A 20701-nucleotide genomic window follows, 5' to 3' on the forward strand; every position below is an offset into this window, starting at 1 on the left:
TCAACGGCACCTTAACGGGTGCCGTTACTTTATCAATGCGATTCCCTACCGCAAGTACGAACAAACTAGGGAATCTGTTTTAACCCCTGTGTTTTTTAACCGCTCTGTTTTAACTTATAGGTTCTAATTTTTCGGTCTCAAACACAGTGTGATGATATTCCCGACTCAGTCGTACCTTCTTCTCGGGAATGACGTTCACGAATAGCAACAATAAGACCAAAACTATCAATAAACTGGTCATCACTTTGGCAGAATAAGGTTTTGTATGGCATCTCCTCGTTTTTTAGTCGGCATTGACTTAGGCACAACCAATACCGTTGTTGCTTACTGTGAAATCAACGACGACCTACAACACGCTCCCGTTTCTCTTTTCGATATTGACCAACTCATCGGCCCTGGTGAAGTGGTTCGAAAACCCCTACTTCCATCATTTCGTTACCACCCAGCACAAGGTCAGATCTCCCCTTTCGACCTCACCATGCCTTGGGCACCGAACTTAGTTGAAGGCGATATTAAAAACGTTATCGTCGGTGAATGGGCACGTGAATTGGGTGCTAAAGTCGAAGGCCGTCAAGTATCCAGTGCTAAAAGCTGGCTGTCACACCAAGCCGTCGATCGTAGTTCAGATATCCTTCCTTGGGCTGGCGCAGCTGATGTCGATAAAGTATCGCCGGTTGTCGCGAGTGCGAGCTACCTGAATCACATCCGCCAAGCGTGGAACTACCGTAATCCAAGCAACAAACTTGAAGACCAAGATGTTGTTGTAACGGTTCCTGCATCATTCGATGAGACAGCACGTAAGCTGACACTTGAAGCCGCAGAACTTGCTGGCTTAGGTAAGATTTTATTACTCGAAGAGCCTCAAGCTGTTTGTTATGACTGGTATGCTCGTCATCAACAAACGGCTGCGGAAGAGCTTCAACAGATCCCATTGATCTTAGTGTGTGATGTCGGCGGTGGTACTACCGACTTGAGCTTAATCGAGGCTAAGTTCGATTCGAACAACGATGGAATTAACGAGTTAGCACTTGATCGTATCGGTGTTGGTGAACACTTGATGCTTGGTGGTGATAACCTCGATTTAGCGCTTGCTCACCTTGCTGAGCAACGCTTCAATCAAAACAAAAAGCTGAATGCTTCTAGCCTAACCAAACTAATTCAACAAACTCGCGCTGCAAAAGAGAGCCTGCTTTCTGCCAATGCGCCAGAAGACGTGAAGATCACCATGCTCGGTAGTGGTTCGAAGCTACTAGGTGGTACCAAGAGCATTGGCTTAACTAAGCAAGAAGTTCATCAAATCGCTTTGGAAGGTTTCTTCCCGCTTTCTGAGTTTACTGAAACACCCGACAAACGCCGCAGCGCCGTGGTTGAATTCGGTCTGCCTTACGTGGCTGACCCTGCGGTGAGTAAGCACGTTGCAGAATTCCTAACGACACACCAACAAGTGTCTAAAGCCGCATTGGAAAACTCAGGCTCTGTTGAGTTCGATGACACCAAACCTGCAATTCCTGTAGGTGTACTACTCAATGGTGGTGTGTTCAACAGTGAACTTGTGACTGAGCGTATTACTCAGCTACTAGGCAATTGGAACGGTTCTCCAATCACAGTGCTTGATAACCCTCACCCTGATTGGTCTGTTGCCCTTGGCGCGGTCGCCTTTGGTAAAGCCCGCCGTGGTGCACAACTGAAAATCGGTGGCGGTGCTGCGCGTTCTTACTTCTTGCATCTACAAGAGAAGAACAAGATGGGTAAAGCACTTTGTTTGCTTGCCAAAGGTACTGAGGAAGGCCAAGAGATACGCTTAAACAGTCGTCGTTTTTCGTTGACGTTAGGTGAGCCAGTACGATTTAATCTACTGACTTCAACACACGACCAAATAGCTCACGACACTGCTATTCAAAATGGTGTGATGGTCAATGTGGATGCCGACTTGTTCTCGCCTCTCCCACCGTATATTTCTACGTTGGAAGGCTCAGGTACTGCAGAACTTCAAGCCAACCAAAAAGAGCGTGTTGAAGTACTGCTCGCTTGTCAGTTAACCGAAGTCGGCACACTAAAAATGGAGTGTGTGAGTACAGAAGATGACTCTAAGCGTTGGTTGCTCGAGTTTGAAGTAAGAAACAAGCAAGGCGATGAATCCGATAACTCTAAACTTCATCCAAGACTGGACGAATGTAAGGAGCTAATTTCTCGCCTATACAGCGGTAACAAGAAGAGTGCTGAATCTAAAGAGATCAAAACACTTGCTAAAGATCTTGAAAAGCTACTCGGTAAGCGCGAAGAGTGGGACTTTACTACTCTCCGTCACCTGTTTGATTCGTTCTCTTTAGGTCGTAAACGCCGTCGTCGCTCTGAAGCGCATGAGAAAAACTGGCTTCGTTTGGCGGGTTACTCTATGCGACCTGGCTTTGGTGACCCAACTGACTCATGGCGTATTGAACAAATTTGGGGACTTTACCAACAAAACATCCAATTCCAGAACCATCAAGGTTGGACAGATTGGTGGGTATTCTGGCGTCGTGTTGCGGGAGGCCTGAATCAAGAACAGCAAGAAACTATCTTGGCTGATATCGCGAAGTACCTTCACCCAGGCGCAATGAAGAACCCTAAAACAGCTAAAGATGCGCAAGACAATGGTTATGAAGCCATGGTTCGTTTAGCGGCATCACTTGAGCAACTGGAAGTGGAAGACAAAGTGCTGCTGGCAAGCTGGTTCTTGAGCAAAGCGATTAACCATAACCAATTTGAACAAGCTCACTGGTGGGCGCTAGGTCGATTAGCATCAAGAACGCCTTTGTATGGCAGCCAACATAGTGTGATTCCAAGAGAACAAGCTGAACAGTGGCTACCGAAACTGCTTGAGCAGAACTGGCACAAAGAACAAATGATAGCCTTCGCTGCTGTGATGATTTGTCGTAAAACCGGTGACCGTCAGTTTGATATCTCTGATGACTATCGCAATCAAGTGATTGAGAAGCTTAAACAAAGCAAGGTCCCTGATTCATGGTTAACACTGGTGAATGAAGTGACAGAACTTTCTGAAAGTGAGTCTAAGCGCGTATTTGGCGATGCATTACCAAGCGGATTAAGCCTGATCAATAGCTAGTTTTAAAAGCTGTTAGTTTTATAGCGATTAGCTTTAGTCACAAGTTAGAAAAGAAAAAGCCACTTTCGATTCGTTGAAAGTGGCTTTTTTATAGGTGGCTAAAGGCCTGTTTGCAAGTGTCTGGTTGGCTAGTGTTTCGCTGGCCAATATCTAATTGATTAGAGGCTCGCTGTTTAAAGGCCTTAGCCGTGTTGCAGTTCATCATTGTTAATGTTTCGTTCCTGTTGGGTTAATCGGAAAATCCGTGTTTTCATAAATATCTGATAGTTTTTTCGGTTTCTTATCCTTGGTTCCTTTAGTTGATTGGTTATGAGTTTCGCTTAAAAGCCATTGCTCATGCATTTTTGCCGAATCCAAAAATTCTGGATCCTCCATTGCTTCCTTGCGAAGTTTATTTACACGTTCGAGAGTATCCCAAATCATAATACTTCACCTCCACTAAGGCAGTAATATAAATATAGCCAAACCTCTTAAAACTTCAAGTGAGCCAATGGGATAGCGGTCTCAATTTCGTAAATCACCCGATCGACACAAACAGAAATACACATCAAAAGCAGGGCTCAAATAGTCGTAAACCCTCAACGATCATTAAAGATCATCGCGCACAAAAAAAGCGAGCTAAGTGCTCGCTTTTTATCTATAGCCCATACAACGTGGCTTAATTAAGCCACGTTGAGTTTAAGCGCGGTTACCGATTTTCACCGTGCCGTTTGTTGCAAACCAAAGCGCTTCCGAACGACGACGACCTAGCAAAATTGGTCCATCATCGTAGAACAAAAAGTTCTTCCAATGTTTCTTAAATACTGACCATTTAGTTTCAAGGACGTTGTATTTTTCGTAACAAAAATAAACAGTTACGTCATCTTGCCAATCAATGAAGTTTAAGATTTCTTCTGGCATTTCTGGTTCGTCGGCTTCCCAATTCGCCATCCAGCTGATCTCTTCGTTCCAGTTCGACGATTTGCTTGGCCAGTCTTGTGAACTCAGTCTTTCTGCATCTGGGCTTTGAGGGCTTACGTTCTCTTTCCAGAACTGAGACGCTCTTGCCTGAGTCATTGGCTTGATCTTTTCCAAGTCTTCCGCTGGCAGCGGCATTGACTGATGAGTGAAAATCCATTTTCTTTGGTATTCGTCCAAAGTTGTATATGACATCAAAATTCCTCAAATATCTTCTAAGGCAAGTGGATAACCATGCCTATATGTACTTTTTGATGCAGCGGCGACTTCATGGTCGCTTAAATGATTGCTGCCTCTAAAATTCTTTTATGTATGCGACGCTATTAGCGTTAAAAATCACTAGGTCTAAGTATTATTGGCGTTTAAAGAACGCGCTTATCTTCCCAGTTTGGGTTAACTAATGCCGTTAGTATATGATCTTCCCATTTACCGTTAATCTGTAGGTAATCTTTGGCAAAACCTTCGCGAACAAAACCAAGATGCTCCAATACACTCGCACTGCGTTCATTGTGAGGCATATAGCCCGCCATTAAGCGGTGCATGTTCTGCACATCAAACATGTAGTCTTTTGCCATGCTCAAGCCTCTCCGCATGTAACCGTGGCCTTGTGCACTTTCAGCCAATGAGTAGCCCACATTACAAGCGTAGAACGGGAACCGTGACAAGTTGCTGAAAGATATTGTCCCTAGCATCTCGTTTGAGTCTGCATTGATCAATAAACAGTAGTAGCCAAGCCCCATTTTATGAAGCTCATTTAACTTGATCAGTCGCTGAGCCCAACCTTCTCTTTCGAAGAACGCATCTTCGCGAATCGGTTCCCATGGCTTGAGGTGCTTTCTATTAATCTGAAAGTACTCACTGATCATACTCGCGTCGTCAACTTGCGCTGTACGTAGAATAAGGTTTCCATCGTGCTTATAAACGCGGGCTGGTGTACTTAAATCTTCCATTCGTTTTTCTTAATCCGTCAACTTGTCTTGTTTTTTTGCTCAGTACGATGGCTAAGCAGGTTCAATCAGTTTTTTCTGATCCCATAGTCACGAAGCTTGTTCGCAATTGAGGTATGAGAGACGTTCAAACGTTTTGCTAACTTACGGCTCGATGGGAAAGACTGATAGAGCTTTTCAAGGATCTGAGATTCATAATCTTTCATGATCTCGTCCAGAGAACCATCCAAGCTCAGATTCGCCATTCCAGCGGTCATGGTTTCAAGTTGAGGCAGATGGAATTGCTCAACCGTTAACGTGTCAGAATCTAATTCAGTGAGTGCACGCAAAACCATGTTGTCCAATTGACGAATGTTGCCCGGCCATTGATAGTTGCCCAATTGGTCGATCAATTCTGGAGTTAACTTTGGCTTTAGCATACCTAACTGCTGTGCGTACTTAGCAACAAACAACTCCAATAACGGTGCTACGTCGTTAGAGCGCTCACGTAAGGCTGGAATTGATAGCGTCAGTACATTCAAGCGGTAGAACAGGTCTTCACGAAACGAGCCTGAGTCAGCTAATTCAGAAAGACGGTGGCGCGTTGATGCAATAATACGAACATCAGCGTGCATCTCTTCTTCTTCACCAACACGACGGAATGAACCATCCTGTAGGAAGCGTAAAAGTTTGATTTGTAGATGCGGGCTCATTTCGCCAATTTCATCTAAAAATACAGTACCGCCATTTGCTTGTTCGAAAATGCCTTTATGTCCTTGTTCATGGTTGAATGAACCCGGAGCATGACCAAACAGTTCCGTTTCTGCCACGTCATCAGGCATTGATGCACAGCTTAAAATCAAGAATGGGAAAGACGATCGGTTTGAGCGGTTATGGCATGCTTTTGCAAGCATCTCTTTACCTGTCCCCGTATCACCTTCAATCAGAAGAGGTTGATCCAACATCGCCAACTTCTTAGCTTGACTGATCAAGGCTTTGTGACGATTAGAGACACCGACAAAATGTTCAAAGCCCAGGTTGTTCTGTTCTGGGATCGCATCTGTCGAGTTCATCTCTTGGTTGCAAGAACGAATCGTCATTACGGCGCTAGCCAGTACCGCTTCGTTCACGTCACCCCCAAGATAAATAGGCAGTATCTCGATAGAAAAATCCAAACCGTCTAGTACTACGACTTCACGATGACGTGTTACATCACCGTCGATCCAACGAGCAAAATTGAAGCTAGGAACAAACGTTGATAACGGCTCGCCAATAACTTCACTTTCTTGCTTACCAAAAAGGTTGAGTGCTGCGTGGTTTGCCATGTCGACTGAACCTTTAAGGTCAATCGCAATCACTGGATCTGGTAGGTTTGCAAGCAGTGCAATCAGCTCGGTGTTATGCCTTTCGCTCGGCATAAATTGGATTTTACGTACATCCTTCACACCTGAAATTCGGCGAATTTCAGCCATAAGTTCACTAAAAGCATCAAAATTAATATCAGGGCAATTTAGGTAAATAATGCCTTTTACATCAATTTCGATTCCTCTTAAATCAATGCTTTTTGAGGCCAAGATATCGAGCAACTCACGCGTTAAGCCGAGTCTGTCTTCACACAATACTTCAAGACGCACAAATAGTCCTATTATAGGTGTCAGGATAAGTTGACAGTAGTGTGGATTAAGGTCTGAGTTCAGTCAAGAAGAAGAGTAAACATATGTTTACCCTTCTTCTCAAACTATTGAGCCTCAAATACTTTATTTGAGAGTAATACGCTTTATTTCAGAAAGGACGGCTTTACGAAGGTCCGATAATTTTACTTTTCGCTCTTTATGCCAAGGCATAGGACGAAGCAAAGTCATGGCTTTTAAGCCCAGTCGAGCGGTTAAAATACCAACACCGAGCCCCTGCCCTGCTCTTGCAGAAATTTTGCCTGCTAAGTCCATCGATACGAGGTCCATGCTCGCATCAATCGCCAATTCACTTGCCCCTGCCGCTGCCATGTTGATTAACACTAATTTAAACAGCTTAATGCGCGACCAGTAGCCAAGTTCAATACCATACACATCGGCTAGCTTGTCTATCATGGTGAAATTACGCCACGCCACCAACAACATGTCTGCAGCAGCCAATGGGCTCACTGCAACCAAAGCTGCAGATTCAGTAGAAAACTTAGTCACGATCTGAGTGGCGACTTTATCCTGATGGCTAACGACCAACGCATCGTACATATCCAGCACTTCGGCATCGCTATGTGCCGGGTTGATACTGTTCCGCCACTTATCGTATGAAGGAGACTCGGCAACAATGCCCCCTTGTTTAGCGATGTGTTCACAAAACGCTTTTCCCTTACCAACGCTTTGACTTTGGAGTAGCTCTTCGCTCTGCTCTTGCACACTGAAATGGTCTTTCAGTGAACGTAGCTTCCATAGCTCTTTACCTATTGCACCAAGGCCTAATGACGCGATTGCAGCAATAAAACCGGCCCAACCTAATGCTAACCAGTCAGCGGCTTGAATCGCGGTGATCACAGAATCGACCGCTTGCCAGCCCACTAAGCCAGAGAAAGCGACCAACAAGCCAGAAGTAAACCACTTTTTCTTTTTACTCGGGCGTATCACTTGCTCCAGTTGTTGCTCAGCTTCGCCATCTAGGTCAATTTCTACTTGTGGTGCGACAGGTACAAATTTTTCTTGTTCGGTGAACATTTGTTGAGCACCTAAATCTGGGCTAACTTCATTCTTATCTTGCTCATCGAACGAGGTCTTCAACGGTTCATCAAAGACTTGTTTCGTTTTTAATTCACTCATTTTGATTGCCTCAATTACTTCAACTTATCGCCAATGAGATACTCTAAAACCTTATCGACTCGTAAGTGCTGACAAGGCTCATCGGAATGTTGTTCCATTGGCCTAAAGCTCGTGAAATCAAACTGATTGGTTTCCCAATATTGTTTGTTCGGCAGCTTACGCGGCACCTCGCCAGGATACATGGTTTGAGACACGTTATCTAAAGTGACCCCTTGCAACGCAGGAACATTGTCTGAACCTGACGAAATATAACCCGCACTGGTCGCTTGAATAGACGCGATGCTCATGCAACTCATGTCGATATGTTCAAACGCCGCCTGTTGCCACGCTGGGTGTACCATCTGTTGTAACAGCGACACCAAGTTCGGATGTTGATCCGGTGTCACATGGTCAGCTTTGGTGGCTGCAAACAAGATCTTGTCGATCTTCGGCGCAAACAGGCGTCTTAAGATATTGCTTCGGCCGTACTTAAAGCTCTTTAATAGCTGCTCTAATGCACCACGCATATCCATGAAAGAGTCGTAGCCCGCATTGAGCGGCTGTAAGCAGTCCACCAGCACGATTTGTCTATCGAACGTCGCGAAGTGATTCTTATAGAACGCCTTTACGACCTTTTGCTGATACTCTTCATAACGTGCTTTTAAAACCGCATAGTTACTTGTTTTTGAGAACTTGCCCTCAGGTGCGATGCACGGGAAAAATTGCAGCACAGGCGCACCTTCAAGCTCACCCGGTAATACGAATCGACCCGGTTGCACCCAATGCAGTCCGTTACTTTTACAAGTATGCAGGTACTGGGTGTAGCTATCGGCAATCGCGACCAGTTTTTTTTCGTCGGCTTCGGCTAGCAAGTCAATGTCACCGCGCATTGCGTTCCACTGTTGCGAGTAGACTTCTCTATCGCCTTTCAATGCGGAAAATTGAGATTGACTCCAAGTATCGAAATCCATATCCAGTAGGGGTAAATCAAGTAGCCACTCGCCTGGGTAGTCGACAATATCGAGATAAAGGGTGCTGTTTTTACTCAGCAGCTTCTTCGCGCCTTTGGCTGGTTTATATTTGATGGCTAAGCGAATCTCACTGACATCACGCGTTGGCACGGGCCATTCTGGTGGCTCCGCATTGAGTGACTCCATCGCTTCATCGTAAGAAAAACGCGGGATCATCATGTTATGTTGTGGAATACGTTTAGCACCAATGATTCTTCCATCTCTCGCCGAGGCAAGTAGAGGCAGATTTTTGTGGGTAGACGTATGAAGAAGTTGATTAACCAGCGAAGTAATGAATGCTGTCTTACCCGCACGAGAAAGCCCCGTGACCGCTACTCGAATATGAGAATCCGTTCCTCTGCTTATAAAGTCACTCATTTCTTGAGTTAGGTGTTTCATTTGAACGACTCCGTAATAGTTAAGCTAACTGATATAGTAATAGAAACGTTAGCCTGTGCTCTTTCCCAGTTGGGTTAGTTTGTATGCTTATGCTTGTTCTTTTGCTAATAGTAGTGAGTATGCAATACACATTCTTAATGCTAGATGAATAAAAGCCCCTGACTACATTCATAATCAGGGGCTTTAAAATTTTCAGTTAATGTCAGACTAATCGTCTTCTATCAGCTTGTAGATAACGAACAGTGTGATCTCAGAAATCAACCATAATACACATGTGATAGTTACGTACTTTTCGTTAAAGATGCTGATTCCGTGCAAGATCAAATCGTAACCAATGAAACTACCAATCACCACTGCCAAGATAATCTGTAGGATCTGAATAAAACGAGGCATTCCTCTCTCCTATGTTCTTATATCAAACGATGTGTTTATAACTATATCATTGATAATAAGACAAAAGTGCAGACAATGCTGCACTTTTATTCTTAAGTTTCTGTCAAAAATTGCAATTCAAACACTCAGGTCAAGGTTAATTGCGCCTTTCTAGCGTTCGTTAATTACGCTTTTTCGGCTTCTGCAATTTTCACTTTCCACGTGTCAGGGCCGATCTGGTGTGCGTTTACGCCGTTAGAGTCAACCGCTACCGTTACCGGCATGTCCTCAACTTCAAACTCGTAAATCGCTTCCATACCGAGATCTTCAAACGCAACCACGCGTGCTTTTTTAATTGCCTTCGCGACTAAATAAGCTGCACCACCAACGGCCATTAGGTAAACCGATTTATGCTGTTTGATTGACTCAACCGTTGCAGGGCCACGCTCGGCTTTACCAATCATGCCCATAATACCGGTTTCTTCTAGCATCATGTCGGTGAACTTATCCATGCGAGTAGACGTTGTTGGGCCCGCAGGACCTACCGCTTCGTCACCCACAGCATCGACAGGGCCAACGTAGTATATGAACTTGCCTTTCAGGTCGACGCCTTCTGGTAAACCTTCACCACTTTCAAGCATGCCTTGAATACGCTTATGAGCAGCATCACGACCGGTTAAGATCTTGCCTGATAGAAGAACCGTTTCGCCAGTCTTCCACTCTTGAACGTCTTCTTTAGTAATTTCATCAAGGTTAACACGGCGTGTATTTGCGCCTGCTTCCCAAGTAATGTCTGGCCACTCTTCTAACTTAGGTGGTGTTAGTTCTGCAGGGCCGCTGCCGTCTAGCGTAAAGTGAACGTGACGCGTTGCCGCACAATTCGGGATCAAGCAAACAGGCTTTGAAGCTGCATGCGTTGGCGCTGTTTTGATTTTAACGTCAACCACAGTCGTTAGACCGCCAAGGCCTTGTGCACCAATACCAAGCTTGTTTACACGGTTGAAGATGTCTAAACGAAGCTCTTCTTCTGCGTTCTCTGGACCTTTGTCGATAAGGTCTTGAATATCGATGTGTTCCATCAGAGATTCTTTAGCGAGTACCGCGGCTTTCTCAGCCGTACCGCCAATGCCTATACCAAGCATGCCCGGTGGACACCAGCCCGCGCCCATTGTTGGTAGCGTCTTCTCTACCCACTCTGCAATATCATCAGAAGGGTTAAGCATTACCATCTTGGTTTTGTTCTCAGAACCGCCGCCTTTTGCCGCGATTTGAATTTCAACTTTGTTGCCTGGAACCATATTAATGTGAACAACTGCTGGTGTGTTGTCTTTGGTATTAATACGCTTACCTGCAGGGTCCATTAGGACAGATGCACGCAATGGGTTATCTGGATTGTTGTAAGCTTGACGAACGCCTTCATCAACCATCTGTTGTACTGTTTGATCCGTTTCCCACCTAACATCCATACCGATGTTCACGAAACAAGTAACAATACCCGTATCCTGACAAATTGGACGATGACCTTCCGCAGACATACGCGAGTTAATAAGAATCTGAGCGATAGCATCTTTTGCTGCTTGGCTTTCTTCTTTCTCGTACGCTTTTTCTAGGGCTTGGACAAAGTCTAAAGGGTGATAATAAGAAATGTACTGAAGTGCGTCAGCGACACTGCTGATCACATCTTGCTTACGAATAACCGTCATTGCATGCCTCTTTATTGTTCTGGTTCCATGTGGGATCTTGGTTTAACTGTTTTTGTCTAACCGAATTAGTTGGCTTAGCTTTTTATTATGTTGAGCTGTATTTAGTTGCTGTAGCAATCGCTTGCATAGCTTTAAACTAAACCATGTGGTTTGCACCGTTCTAATCAAGAACCCATTTTATTTTCAATTTATGATACTCTTGCTTCCTCTCACACGCCATGCAGTGATCGAACTCTTTGTCACAAATTAAACAAATGAATAACAACGAATTTCGCTCTATCCAAATCAAGCCGCTTGAATATCAATCAACTTTAGCTAAACATCTGTTTTCTCATATTGAAAACCTACCGTGGGCAATGCTATTACGCTCCGCTTCAGAAAGCCATGTTGATAGTCGATACGATATTTTAGTTGCTCAACCCATCGCCACCTTCGAGACTATCGGTGCAGAAACGACCGTTAATGTTAATGAAGAAACTCTTGTTAGCAAAAAGCATTTCGTTTCAAAGTCGGATCCTTTCGAACTACTCGACCAATATCAACAGCAGTTATTACCGGCGACCAAAGAGCATGCTGATTTGCCATTCGTTGGCGGCGCTTTAGGCTACTTCAGTTACGATTTAGGGCGACGAGTAGAAGCTCTTCCCTCTCTTGCTAAGCATGATATTTCTGCGCCCGACATGGCGGTTGGTTTATATGAATGGGCAGTGATCGTTGACCATCAATTAAAAACGGCGTGTATTGTCGGCTGCAATATCGATGAACATCATGATTGGCTGATACAACAGGCCTCTAGGCCAAACCGAACACATGTGCGCTTTGGATTAACCACACCGTGGCAATCCAATATGAGCGAAGAGAGCTACGCCAATAAGTTTAATAGCGTGCAAGAGTATCTGTTATCGGGTGACTGTTATCAGATTAACTTAGCTCAGCGCTTCAATGCTCAATACCAAGGTAGTGAATGGCTCGCTTATGAGAAACTTGAACAGTACAACTCGGCGCCCTTTTCTGGTTTTATCCGATTGGCAGAGTGCGCAATCATTAGTGTTTCTCCGGAGCGTTTCTTAGAGCTTAAAGACAACATCATCGAAACTAAGCCAATTAAAGGTACGCGCCCTCGTTCTGAGGATCGTAAAGTTGATGATGCCCATGCTCAAGACTTGTTGAGTGCAGAAAAAGATCAGGCCGAAAACCTGATGATCGTTGACCTGTTACGTAATGATATTGGCCGTGTGGCAAAACCTGGTACGGTGCATGTCCCTAAACTGTTTGATATCGAAAGCTTCCCTGCTGTGCATCACTTAGTTAGTACAATCAGAGCCGACCTAGATTCTAAATACTCAGCAACCGACTTACTGAGAGCTTGCTTCCCTGGAGGTTCAATTACTGGCGCTCCAAAAGTGCGCGCTATGCAGATCATTGAAGAGTTGGAACCGCATCGACGCTCAGCGTATTGCGGCAGTATCGGCTACATCAGTAGGAATGGCAGAATGGACACCAGCATTACCATTCGTACGTTAGTTGCCGAGAACAACACGCTTTATGCTTGGGCTGGTGGTGGTGTGGTATTCGATAGTGATTGCGCCTCTGAATATCAAGAAACATTAGATAAGCTGAGTCGCATCCTTCCTGTGCTTGAAGAGTGTTAGGTAACGACACTGAAGGCTATCTAGCTATTTAGTCATAGGCAAAAGCTCGATATAAATAAACCGAAGGATCATAAGATCACTTCGGTTTTTTAGTATTTGAGTCTGAGTAGATAATTGACCACTCACTATTAACGTGACTTACGCTACCTTCACAGCAGAAACACCCCACTTCTTGAGCATCTCTGTGAGGTCATTCGCGGTATAAGGTTTACTAAGGATGTCATCCATTCCACACTGAATACAACGTTCACGCTCTTCTAATGTTGTGCCGGCAGTCAGTGCCACTATAGATTTAGCGTAACCTTTCTCTCTGAGCTTTTCTGTCGCTTCAAAGCCATCCATAACCGGCATTCTGCAATCCATAAAAACAATGTCGTAATCATTATTTGAGGCTAGCTCGAACCCTTCTACACCATTACTAGCGATAACAGGTTCAATATCATGCTTACGTAGCATTTGTTGGATGATGATTTGGTTCATTTTGATATCATCAACTACCAGAACTTTCAATAAAGACAGCTCAACGTTTGATTCGACATTTTTGGCCACTCGTTCATCTTCACGCGATATATCGATAACTTTTAAAGGTATAGAAATAGTAAAAGTTGTTCCGACTTCAACCACACTAGACACACTAATATGACCATTCATCAAAGCGACCAACTTACGGCAAATCGCTAAGCCAAGTCCGGTACCCTCATAGTTTCGGCTACTCGAATTATCAGCTTGAGTAAAAGGTTCAAACAAAGTTTTGTGTGCAGATTCGGCAATCCCAACCCCGGTATCTTCTACAGAAAAAACGAATTGGCTGTTGTTCCATTCGATACCAACATTCACATGTCCCTCTTCTGTGAATTTAATCGCATTACCGATTAGGTTTACAAATAGCTGAGTGATGCGTTCTAAATCCCCATTAAAATGAGTAGGTACATTTGAGGACACGCTGATATTAAATTCAAGCTGCTTCTCAATCGCACGATTGGTGAAGATGCTATGAATCGTGTTTCTCAAATCATCCAGTGCAAATGTCTTAGGAATCAGCTCCAACATACCTGCATTAATCTTACTGTAATCAAGTAGGTCATTAATGATGGTTCTTAGGAACTCACCAGATTGACTTAGGTTGTTGACTATTTCACGCTGAGAAAAGGTCAAGTCGGTGTCGCTGATCAATTCAGCACTACCTAACAAGCCGTTGAGTGGGGTTCTTAATTCGTGGTTAATCATTGCAACGAAATCACGAGTTGCTCTTTCGGACTCTTCTGCTCGTTTGCGTGATTCAATATTTCGGTTAATCGCGAGCTGATGAGTTAGCGCACTGCATATCAAATCCGTTACTAACAAAAGTTGACTCTCAATAAACTCATAGTCTTGATCGAGCAACCTAACCTTAACGATCAGTGCACCAACGATCACCTTCTCCACTTCAAGAGGCACCGTCAACAAGTTACCTTGCCATTGAGGTTCCTGAATCTCTTGATCTAACCCACCGACCGTTTCGTCGCCGTAATCATATGTGAGAAGTTGAGGTATGAGTTTAGGTGGCAGTATCAGACGACTGGCTTCAATTAAATAACTGTTCGTCACGTTTGTCGTTAATTCAGACAACATGATGTCATCGAGATCATTCCTAAGAAACGCGCGCCCAAAATCGATCAACAAATTGTCGATTTGCTCTTGAAACTCAATGCGGCGAATATTCGCGTTCGAACGTTTTTCTAACTGACGCAAAGCAAGCTCAAGCTGTTGGTTTGCCTCAAACAATTCAAGACTCTTTTGTTCCAACAATGCTTCAGCCGCTTTCCGTGCCGCGACTTGACGTTTAAGCTTCTTCTCTAAGGCTGATGCCAGATCCATATTACTTTTCGACTTTCAAATTAAACCTAACCACGCTTTGGTCATCATTCTGAGGTGTCATTTCTACCAAGATAGACTCCCCGTGATATTCAGCGCATCCTTCAATTAGTCCCAAACAAACATGAGACATACACCTTGCGCTTTTGTAGTCAAAAATAAGTTGTGCTTCGGTCGTAGTAATAAAACTGAATTCTGGTGGTTCAGCGTCGGGATAGAGCTTCTTCACTTCTACATGAATATAGCGCTCTACGTGTTGAATAAATTGAAAAGTGGTATTGCTATGTGCAAGGCTGGCTTTGTTCGGCAAAGAGGCTAACAGGTTTTTAAATACAGATTGCCCAAATACGCGTTGCAAACTTCCTGCATCGATATCGGTTTTCTTACTCAGGTTAATGATGAGTTTCACGAGATCTTTGTGGTCGTAACTTCCGACCGATGTATAGATCCCTTCGTCTTCTGACATCTCTAAAACTTCTTCCAAAAGTTCTAAACCAAACTTTTCTTCAACAAGCTCTAAAAATTCGGTGAATATGATTCCTTTCATCTCATACCTTTTATTCTATTTCTTTTTAGAATGAGCCACTAACTGAGGGTTATCAAATTCTTAAGGACAAAATAACCATCCACCACTCAATTTTATGACATGAGTAACGCTTACCGGCTCATATGCTCCTATTGAATATAGCAAAAGCCACTGAATTTTAGATACACCCCTCCTGATTGGGTGGACGTATCACATATCAACCTGCTATTTGCGATTTAAGAGTGCCAATAAAAATAGACAACGGAGACATTAGTACAACGTTAAAACTGGTACCAAACAAATCGTTCAGCAAACAGAAAAGCGAGATTGGCTTTCGACTCGGTGTTGTGACTATACTTAAAAGCATAACAATCAATATATTGGCATGATATGAATAAAGATAACTTCCTTCAGCAATTCCAACTTAACCCAACCGTTGGCTATCACCCAGAGTCTGTTGAGCGTGTTTCTCATATAACAGAGGATCAACTTCGTAAAGCAGCAGTAGTGGTAGGTTTAGTTGAAAGAGAGGATGGTTTACATGTCATTTTTACTAAAAGAGCAGCTCACCTTAAGCACCATCCTGGCCAAGTCAGTTTTCCTGGAGGGAAGCACGAACTTTCCGACCCATCCATGCAGTTTACGGCACTGAGAGAGCTCCACGAAGAGGTCGGAATTCGATCAGATCAAGTTAAAATTGTTGGGCAATTACCAGCATTGAGTACCATTAGTAAATTTTCTGTGACACCGATTGTTGCCATGGTCGATCCTGACTATGAAGCCATCATCGATGAGAACGAAGTTGCCTCAATTTTTGAGGTTCCAGCCACCTATGTTTTAGACCAAGCCAAGTTGCACAGTCACACGGTGAATTTTAAGAAAATTAAGCATCGTGTTTTTGCGATGCCCTTCGAAGAGCACCTAATTTGGGGCGTTACGGCTCAAATCATCCAATCACTGCAGCGACACGTAGTGCAACAAATTACATAGCAACTACGTTTTGTTTAATCTCTGTTAACAAAATCCTGTCTTTCCATGGAACAGATTTATTAATGCAATTTTACGCAAACGATTCCCTGGTATAAAACTATACAAGCCCCGCCAATTCATAAGAAAAACTAATACCCAAGCCAAATATAAATCACCTGTAGCACACCATTTTCGTGATCAAAAATCCGTTTTTCGCATATCATGTGCCACGCCGTTTCATTACATGATTTAGATCTATTTTTTGCAGAAGAAAATTCTGCAGAATTGGCGCCGACTTATTTCCTGTTCCCAAAAAATGAGTAATTTAACATGAACACAACAACTTCTTCGGCAAATGCCGTTAAAGATTCAAGCAAGTTTAACTACAAAGATTTTACCTGGTGTTTATCACTATTTGGTACAGCAGTTGGTGCTGGCGTACTATTTCTTCCAATCAAAGCTGGTGCGGGTGGTTTTTGGCCATTAGTTATCCTAGCTCTAATCGCGGCACCAATGACTTGGTTCGCACACAAATCTCTAGCTCGTTTCGTACTATCTGCTAAAAACCCTGAAGCCGATATTACAGACACAGTTGAAGAACATTTCGGTAAGACTGGCGCAAACATTATTACTTTTGCTTACTTCTTCGCTATCTACCCGATCGTTCTAATCTACGGTGTTGGTATCACAAACACGGTTGACTCTTTCTTAGTAAACCAAATGGGTATGGAATCCATTCCACGTCCTCTTCTTTCTGGTGCACTTATCCTTGCTATGACAGCGGGTGTTGTATTCGGTAAAGAGTTGATGCTTAAAGCAACTTCAGCGATGGTTTACCCACTAGTATTCATCTTACTAGCGTTATCTTTCTACCTAGTTCCTGATTGGAACACTTCAATGATGGAAACAAGCCCAGAATGGTCAGCAATGCCTTCTATTATCTGGCTTGCGATTCCAATCATCGTGTTCTCTTTCAACCACAGCCCAATCATTTCACAGTTCTCTAAAGAGCAACGTCGTGTATACGGTGAAGACGCAGTTAAGAAAACTGACGCGATCACTGGCGGCGCAGCAATGATGCTGATGGGTTTTGTAATGTTCTTCGTATTCTCTGTAGTGCTTTCTCTATCTCCAGAGCAACTAGCAACAGCACAAGCACAAAACATCTCTGTTCTTTCTTACCTAGCTAATGTTCACGAGTCTCCACTTATCTCTTACATGGGTCCTCTTGTAGCGTTTGCAGCGATTACTTCTAGCTACTTCGGTCACTTCCTAGGTGCTCACGAAGGTCTTGTTGGCCTAATCAAGTCTCGCTCTGGTTCTTCAATCAGCACGATTGAGAAAGCATCTCTAGCATTCATCGTTGTTACAACTTGGATTGTTGCGGTAGTTAACCCAAGCATCCTAGGTATGATTGAAACAATGGGTGCTCCAATGATTGCAGCTATCCTGTTCCTAATGCCTGTATTCGCGATGCAAAAAGTACCAGCAATGGCTAAGTACAAAACTTCAGCACCTGTGCAAATCTTTACAGCTTTATGTGGTCTAGCGGCTATTAGTTCTGTAATCTACGGCGCTCTTTAATCTCCGCTACTTTTTATAAGATGACATCCATCTTATATCGCGAGATTAGACAAAAAATATAATGATAATAAATGAGCCTCCCTACTCGACGTGGGAGGCTCTCTTTTTGAGGTAATCGCTATGATTAGTGTATTTGATATCTATAAAATCGGTGTTGGTCCATCGAGCTCACACACAGTTGGACCAATGAAAGCGGGTAAAGAATTTATTGATGACCTACGTTCAATGGGAAAATTGCGCGACATCACTAAAATCACCGTGGACGTATATGGATCACTATCACTGACAGGGAAAGGTCACCACACAGATATCGCAATCATCATGGGTCTTGCTGGCAATACTCCTGAGCGTGTTGATATCGACTCTATTGCTGGCTTCATTGCTCGCGTAGAAGAAACTGAACGTCTACCTGTTGGTATGCACTGTCATACTGTTTCATTCCCACGCGATGGTGGAATGAACTTCCACACTAGCAACCTTTCTCTGCACGAGAATGGCATGAGCATTCATGCTTGGGTTGATGACGAAGTAGCATACTCAAAAACATACTACTCCATTGGTGGCGGTTTCATCGTTGACGAAGAGAACTTCGGCAAAGAAGAAGAAAACCCAATCAAAGCACCTTACGAATTCACAACAGCTGAAGAGCTAGTTAATCAGTGTAAAGAAAGCGGTCTTTCTATCAGTACATTGGTTATGAAAAACCAAGCGGCTTTCCACTCAGACGAAGAGTCTCGCACTTACTTCGCTAACATCTGGAAAACGATGCGTGAGTGTATGGACCGCGGTATGAATACTGAAGGTATCCTACCTGGTCCACTGCGTGTGCCTCGTCGTGCAGCAGCACTTCGCCAACAGCTAATGACTTCAGAAAAAACAACCAATGACCCAATGACGGTTGTTGACTGGGTAAACATGTTTGCTTTCGCCGTAAACGAAGAAAACGCAGCTGGCGGCCGTGTAGTAACGGCACCAACAAACGGCGCATGTGGCATCATCCCTGCTGTATTAGCTTACTACGATAAGTTCATCCAAACGGTTACAGAGAAAGACTACATCCGTTACTTCGCAGCTTCTGGCGCGATCGGTGGTCTTTACAAACGTAACGCTTCTATCTCTGGCGCTGAAGTTGGCTGTCAGGGTGAAGTTGGCGTGGCATGTTCTATGGCGGCGGCTGGTCTTGCTGAACTTATGGGTGGTAGCCCAGAGCAAGTATGTATGGCTGCAGAAATCGGTATGGAGCACAACCTAGGTCTAACGTGTGACCCAGTTGCTGGCCAAGTACAAGTACCATGTATCGAGCGTAACGGTATTGCTGCAGTGAAAGCAATCAACTCGACTCGTATGGCACTGCGTCGTTCTTCTGCTCCCACTGTTTCTCTAGATAAAGTTATCGAAACGATGCTAGAAACAGGCAAAGACATGAACGCTAAATACCGTGAGACGTCTCAAGGTGGTTTGGCTGTTAAGGTTGTTTGTTAATTAACATTCGTTTGTTAGTTAGCATTCGTTTGTTAGTTAGCATTGGCTTGCTAGTCCGTATTAATTTATTGGCCAGCATCAGTTAAAAAACCAACGCTTAACTCAGTTTGCTTGATAACGAGCAGATAATGAAAAGGAACGCCGATGCGTTCCTTTTTTTGTTTCTGAAGCTTCTGTATCTGAAGGAAGCTTGGTGACTGATTTATTCAACCCACCAAATTGTTTTGTTAAATCACTTGTGAAACAAGCAAGAAGCAACCAAACAACAGTGAAAACAGCATCATTACGTTGCCACCTTCGGCGCGGTACCTATCGTCAGCAACTTTCATGAAACGCTGCTTGTGAACCATTACTAAAGGAACAAACACCGCCAAGAATACCAAAATGATGCCTGCGTAGTTCAATACTTGTAGGAACTTATCTGCAGCAAGTAATGAGCCCACCAACGGTAATATGAAGCTAATGCAATAAGTTACCGCCGTATTTTGATTGAACATATCTTTGTTCTGGTTGAACAACGCCATCGCCACACCAAAGAAAGAGGTTAACAACGCCAAACCTGTAAAGGTAGAAAGTATATTACCCACCCAAGGAGACTGAGCCTCAAACGCCGCCATCAAATCTGATACGTTTTTGAAGCTTCTGAATTGCTCTTCGCTCAAGTTACCCACTACCGCAAACAACCAACATAAGTAACACACTAATGGGATCAGAGAACCGACGATCACCATGTTACGCAGCTGTTTGTCTGTCGCTTCATGGTTGTAAGAAACCAAAGTTGGAATCACAACCATAAAACCAAAACTGGTAAACAGAATTGCACTGGTTTTAATGAGATCAACGTGGTCATGACTTGTCACCTGCATCAGGTTTTCTTGAGTCATACTCGGCGCCAAAAAAGTCATGGTTGCAAACAAGCTCGCTAGCATCACGAAGAACAGTGCACGGTTGAGCTTATCAATTACGCCAGTACCACTTGCGACGACGGCTCCGGCAATAAGCGTGAACACGATTTGGCTCGTGGTCGCGGTGATCTCTATTCCAAAGTTAGACAGTAACTTACTCAGCAAGTCACCTGCGCCCAAAATATAAGCCATCAATAGGCAAATCAATAACGCGTATAGCAAGCCGTTAGTGAGTAGCTGGCCTTGTCTACCCAAGGTTTTTCGGGCAATAGAATTTAATCCTAAACCGCCACCCGCTTTGATGGTCGCTTCTAGAAGTAATAATGCTGCGTAAGTGGTGCCGAAACAGATCAGAACCATCAGCAGTGTGCCGTAAAGCAATCCAAATTGAGCTAATACCATTGGGATCGCAAGCATACCAGCACCGAGAGCGGTACCAGCGATAATTAGGGAGCTCCCTATCATTT

Annotated in this window: 16 protein-coding genes; 5 read left to right on the forward strand and 11 right to left on the reverse strand. The window is 43.9% G+C overall.

Annotated features, from left to right (window positions below; genetic code table 11):
• Nucleotides 1-265 precede the first annotated feature (265 nt).
• Complete coding sequence (locus IQO02_RS02025; protein ID WP_102282783.1) at nucleotides 266-3106, forward strand: Hsp70 family protein; 2841 nt, start codon at nucleotides 266-268, stop codon at nucleotides 3104-3106.
• A 207-nt stretch (nucleotides 3107-3313) separates the two neighbouring features.
• Here IQO02_RS02025 and IQO02_RS02030 read toward each other — a convergent pair whose 3' ends face one another.
• From IQO02_RS02030 to IQO02_RS02065, 8 genes are all read right to left on the reverse strand, one after another.
• Nucleotides 3314-3529, reverse strand: a complete 216-nt coding sequence (locus IQO02_RS02030; protein WP_010441378.1) for a hypothetical protein — start codon at nucleotides 3527-3529, stop codon at nucleotides 3314-3316.
• 255 nt (nucleotides 3530-3784) lie between these two features.
• Nucleotides 3785-4258 (reverse strand): DUF2947 domain-containing protein, encoded by a 474-nt coding sequence (locus IQO02_RS02035; RefSeq protein WP_010441382.1) that lies wholly within the window; start codon nucleotides 4256-4258, stop codon nucleotides 3785-3787.
• A gap of 167 nt (nucleotides 4259-4425) precedes the next feature.
• Nucleotides 4426-5013, reverse strand: a complete 588-nt coding sequence (gene rimJ / locus IQO02_RS02040) for a ribosomal protein S5-alanine N-acetyltransferase (RefSeq protein WP_010441383.1) — start codon at nucleotides 5011-5013, stop codon at nucleotides 4426-4428.
• A gap of 65 nt (nucleotides 5014-5078) precedes the next feature.
• On the reverse strand, nucleotides 5079-6623 hold the full coding sequence (tyrR, locus tag IQO02_RS02045; RefSeq protein WP_010441386.1) for a transcriptional regulator TyrR: 1545 nt from the start codon (nucleotides 6621-6623) through the stop codon (nucleotides 5079-5081).
• A 123-nt stretch (nucleotides 6624-6746) separates the two neighbouring features.
• A complete protein-coding gene (locus IQO02_RS02050) occupies nucleotides 6747-7799 on the reverse strand; it encodes a YcjF family protein (RefSeq protein ID WP_016793763.1) in 1053 nt (350 codons plus the stop codon).
• A gap of 14 nt (nucleotides 7800-7813) precedes the next feature.
• Nucleotides 7814-9187 carry a YcjX family protein gene (locus tag IQO02_RS02055; protein ID WP_016795314.1) on the reverse strand — a complete coding sequence of 458 codons (1374 nt, stop codon included), beginning with the start codon at nucleotides 9185-9187 and terminating at the stop codon, nucleotides 7814-7816.
• Nucleotides 9188-9394: 207 nt separating this feature from the next.
• Entirely contained in the window at nucleotides 9395-9580 is a 186-nt protein-coding gene (locus IQO02_RS02060; protein ID WP_010441392.1) for a hypothetical protein, read from the reverse strand.
• Nucleotides 9581-9744: 164 nt separating this feature from the next.
• Entirely contained in the window at nucleotides 9745-11262 is a 1518-nt protein-coding gene (locus IQO02_RS02065; protein WP_010441395.1) for a fumarate hydratase, read from the reverse strand.
• Between the two features lie 254 nt (nucleotides 11263-11516).
• Between IQO02_RS02065 and pabB the strand changes: the two genes are divergently transcribed.
• Nucleotides 11517-12914: an aminodeoxychorismate synthase component I gene (pabB, locus tag IQO02_RS02070; protein WP_016789486.1), complete on the forward strand. Its 1398-nt coding sequence runs from the start codon at nucleotides 11517-11519 to the stop codon at nucleotides 12912-12914.
• A gap of 138 nt (nucleotides 12915-13052) precedes the next feature.
• Here the strand turns inward: pabB and IQO02_RS02075 are convergent, their stop codons facing one another.
• Nucleotides 13053-14771 (reverse strand): ATP-binding protein, encoded by a 1719-nt coding sequence (locus IQO02_RS02075; RefSeq protein ID WP_016795313.1) that lies wholly within the window; start codon nucleotides 14769-14771, stop codon nucleotides 13053-13055.
• A gap of 1 nt (nucleotide 14772) precedes the next feature.
• On the reverse strand, nucleotides 14773-15315 hold the full coding sequence (locus tag IQO02_RS02080) for a heme NO-binding domain-containing protein (RefSeq protein ID WP_010441399.1): 543 nt from the start codon (nucleotides 15313-15315) through the stop codon (nucleotides 14773-14775).
• A 369-nt stretch (nucleotides 15316-15684) separates the two neighbouring features.
• Between IQO02_RS02080 and IQO02_RS02085 the strand changes: the two genes are divergently transcribed.
• From IQO02_RS02085 to IQO02_RS02095, 3 genes are all read left to right on the forward strand, one after another.
• Nucleotides 15685-16284, forward strand: coding sequence for a CoA pyrophosphatase (locus IQO02_RS02085; protein ID WP_016767251.1), 600 nt, complete (start codon nucleotides 15685-15687; stop codon nucleotides 16282-16284).
• A gap of 309 nt (nucleotides 16285-16593) precedes the next feature.
• Nucleotides 16594-17847: an aromatic amino acid transport family protein gene (locus IQO02_RS02090; protein WP_010441402.1), complete on the forward strand. Its 1254-nt coding sequence runs from the start codon at nucleotides 16594-16596 to the stop codon at nucleotides 17845-17847.
• Between the two features lie 120 nt (nucleotides 17848-17967).
• Nucleotides 17968-19329 (forward strand): L-serine ammonia-lyase, encoded by a 1362-nt coding sequence (locus IQO02_RS02095; protein WP_010441404.1) that lies wholly within the window; start codon nucleotides 17968-17970, stop codon nucleotides 19327-19329.
• A 227-nt stretch (nucleotides 19330-19556) separates the two neighbouring features.
• On the opposite strand, the gene IQO02_RS02100 is transcribed toward IQO02_RS02095, so the two are convergent.
• Entirely contained in the window at nucleotides 19557-20699 is a 1143-nt protein-coding gene (locus IQO02_RS02100) for an amino acid permease (RefSeq protein ID WP_016767250.1), read from the reverse strand.
• Nucleotides 20700-20701 lie beyond the last annotated feature (2 nt).

It is taken from the genome of Vibrio sp. OPT24, assembly GCF_015163545.1.
Lineage (GTDB): Bacteria > Pseudomonadota > Gammaproteobacteria > Enterobacterales > Vibrionaceae > Vibrio > Vibrio cyclitrophicus.

Bases quoted from the DNA above. Each gene is read 5' to 3' on its own strand.
- IQO02_RS02025 (WP_102282783.1), top strand. From the start codon at position 266: ATGGCATCTCCTCGTTTTTTAGTCGGCATTGACTTAGGCACAACCAAT.
- IQO02_RS02030 (WP_010441378.1), bottom strand. From the start codon at position 3,529: ATGATTTGGGATACTCTCGAACGTGTAAATAAACTTCGCAAGGAAGCA.
- IQO02_RS02035 (WP_010441382.1), bottom strand. From the start codon at position 4,258: ATGTCATATACAACTTTGGACGAATACCAAAGAAAATGGATTTTCACT.
- rimJ (WP_010441383.1), bottom strand. From the start codon at position 5,013: ATGGAAGATTTAAGTACACCAGCCCGCGTTTATAAGCACGATGGAAAC.
- IQO02_RS02050 (WP_016793763.1), bottom strand. From the start codon at position 7,799: ATGAGTGAATTAAAAACGAAACAAGTCTTTGATGAACCGTTGAAGACC.
- IQO02_RS02055 (WP_016795314.1), bottom strand. From the start codon at position 9,187: ATGAAACACCTAACTCAAGAAATGAGTGACTTTATAAGCAGAGGAACG.
- IQO02_RS02060 (WP_010441392.1), bottom strand. From the start codon at position 9,580: ATGCCTCGTTTTATTCAGATCCTACAGATTATCTTGGCAGTGGTGATT.
- IQO02_RS02065 (WP_010441395.1), bottom strand. From the start codon at position 11,262: ATGACGGTTATTCGTAAGCAAGATGTGATCAGCAGTGTCGCTGACGCA.
- pabB (WP_016789486.1), top strand. From the start codon at position 11,517: ATGAATAACAACGAATTTCGCTCTATCCAAATCAAGCCGCTTGAATAT.
- IQO02_RS02075 (WP_016795313.1), bottom strand. From the start codon at position 14,771: ATGGATCTGGCATCAGCCTTAGAGAAGAAGCTTAAACGTCAAGTCGCG.
- IQO02_RS02080 (WP_010441399.1), bottom strand. From the start codon at position 15,315: ATGAAAGGAATCATATTCACCGAATTTTTAGAGCTTGTTGAAGAAAAG.
- IQO02_RS02085 (WP_016767251.1), top strand. From the start codon at position 15,685: ATGAATAAAGATAACTTCCTTCAGCAATTCCAACTTAACCCAACCGTT.
- IQO02_RS02090 (WP_010441402.1), top strand. From the start codon at position 16,594: ATGAACACAACAACTTCTTCGGCAAATGCCGTTAAAGATTCAAGCAAG.
- IQO02_RS02095 (WP_010441404.1), top strand. From the start codon at position 17,968: ATGATTAGTGTATTTGATATCTATAAAATCGGTGTTGGTCCATCGAGC.
- IQO02_RS02100 (WP_016767250.1), bottom strand. From the start codon at position 20,699: ATGATAGGGAGCTCCCTAATTATCGCTGGTACCGCTCTCGGTGCTGGT.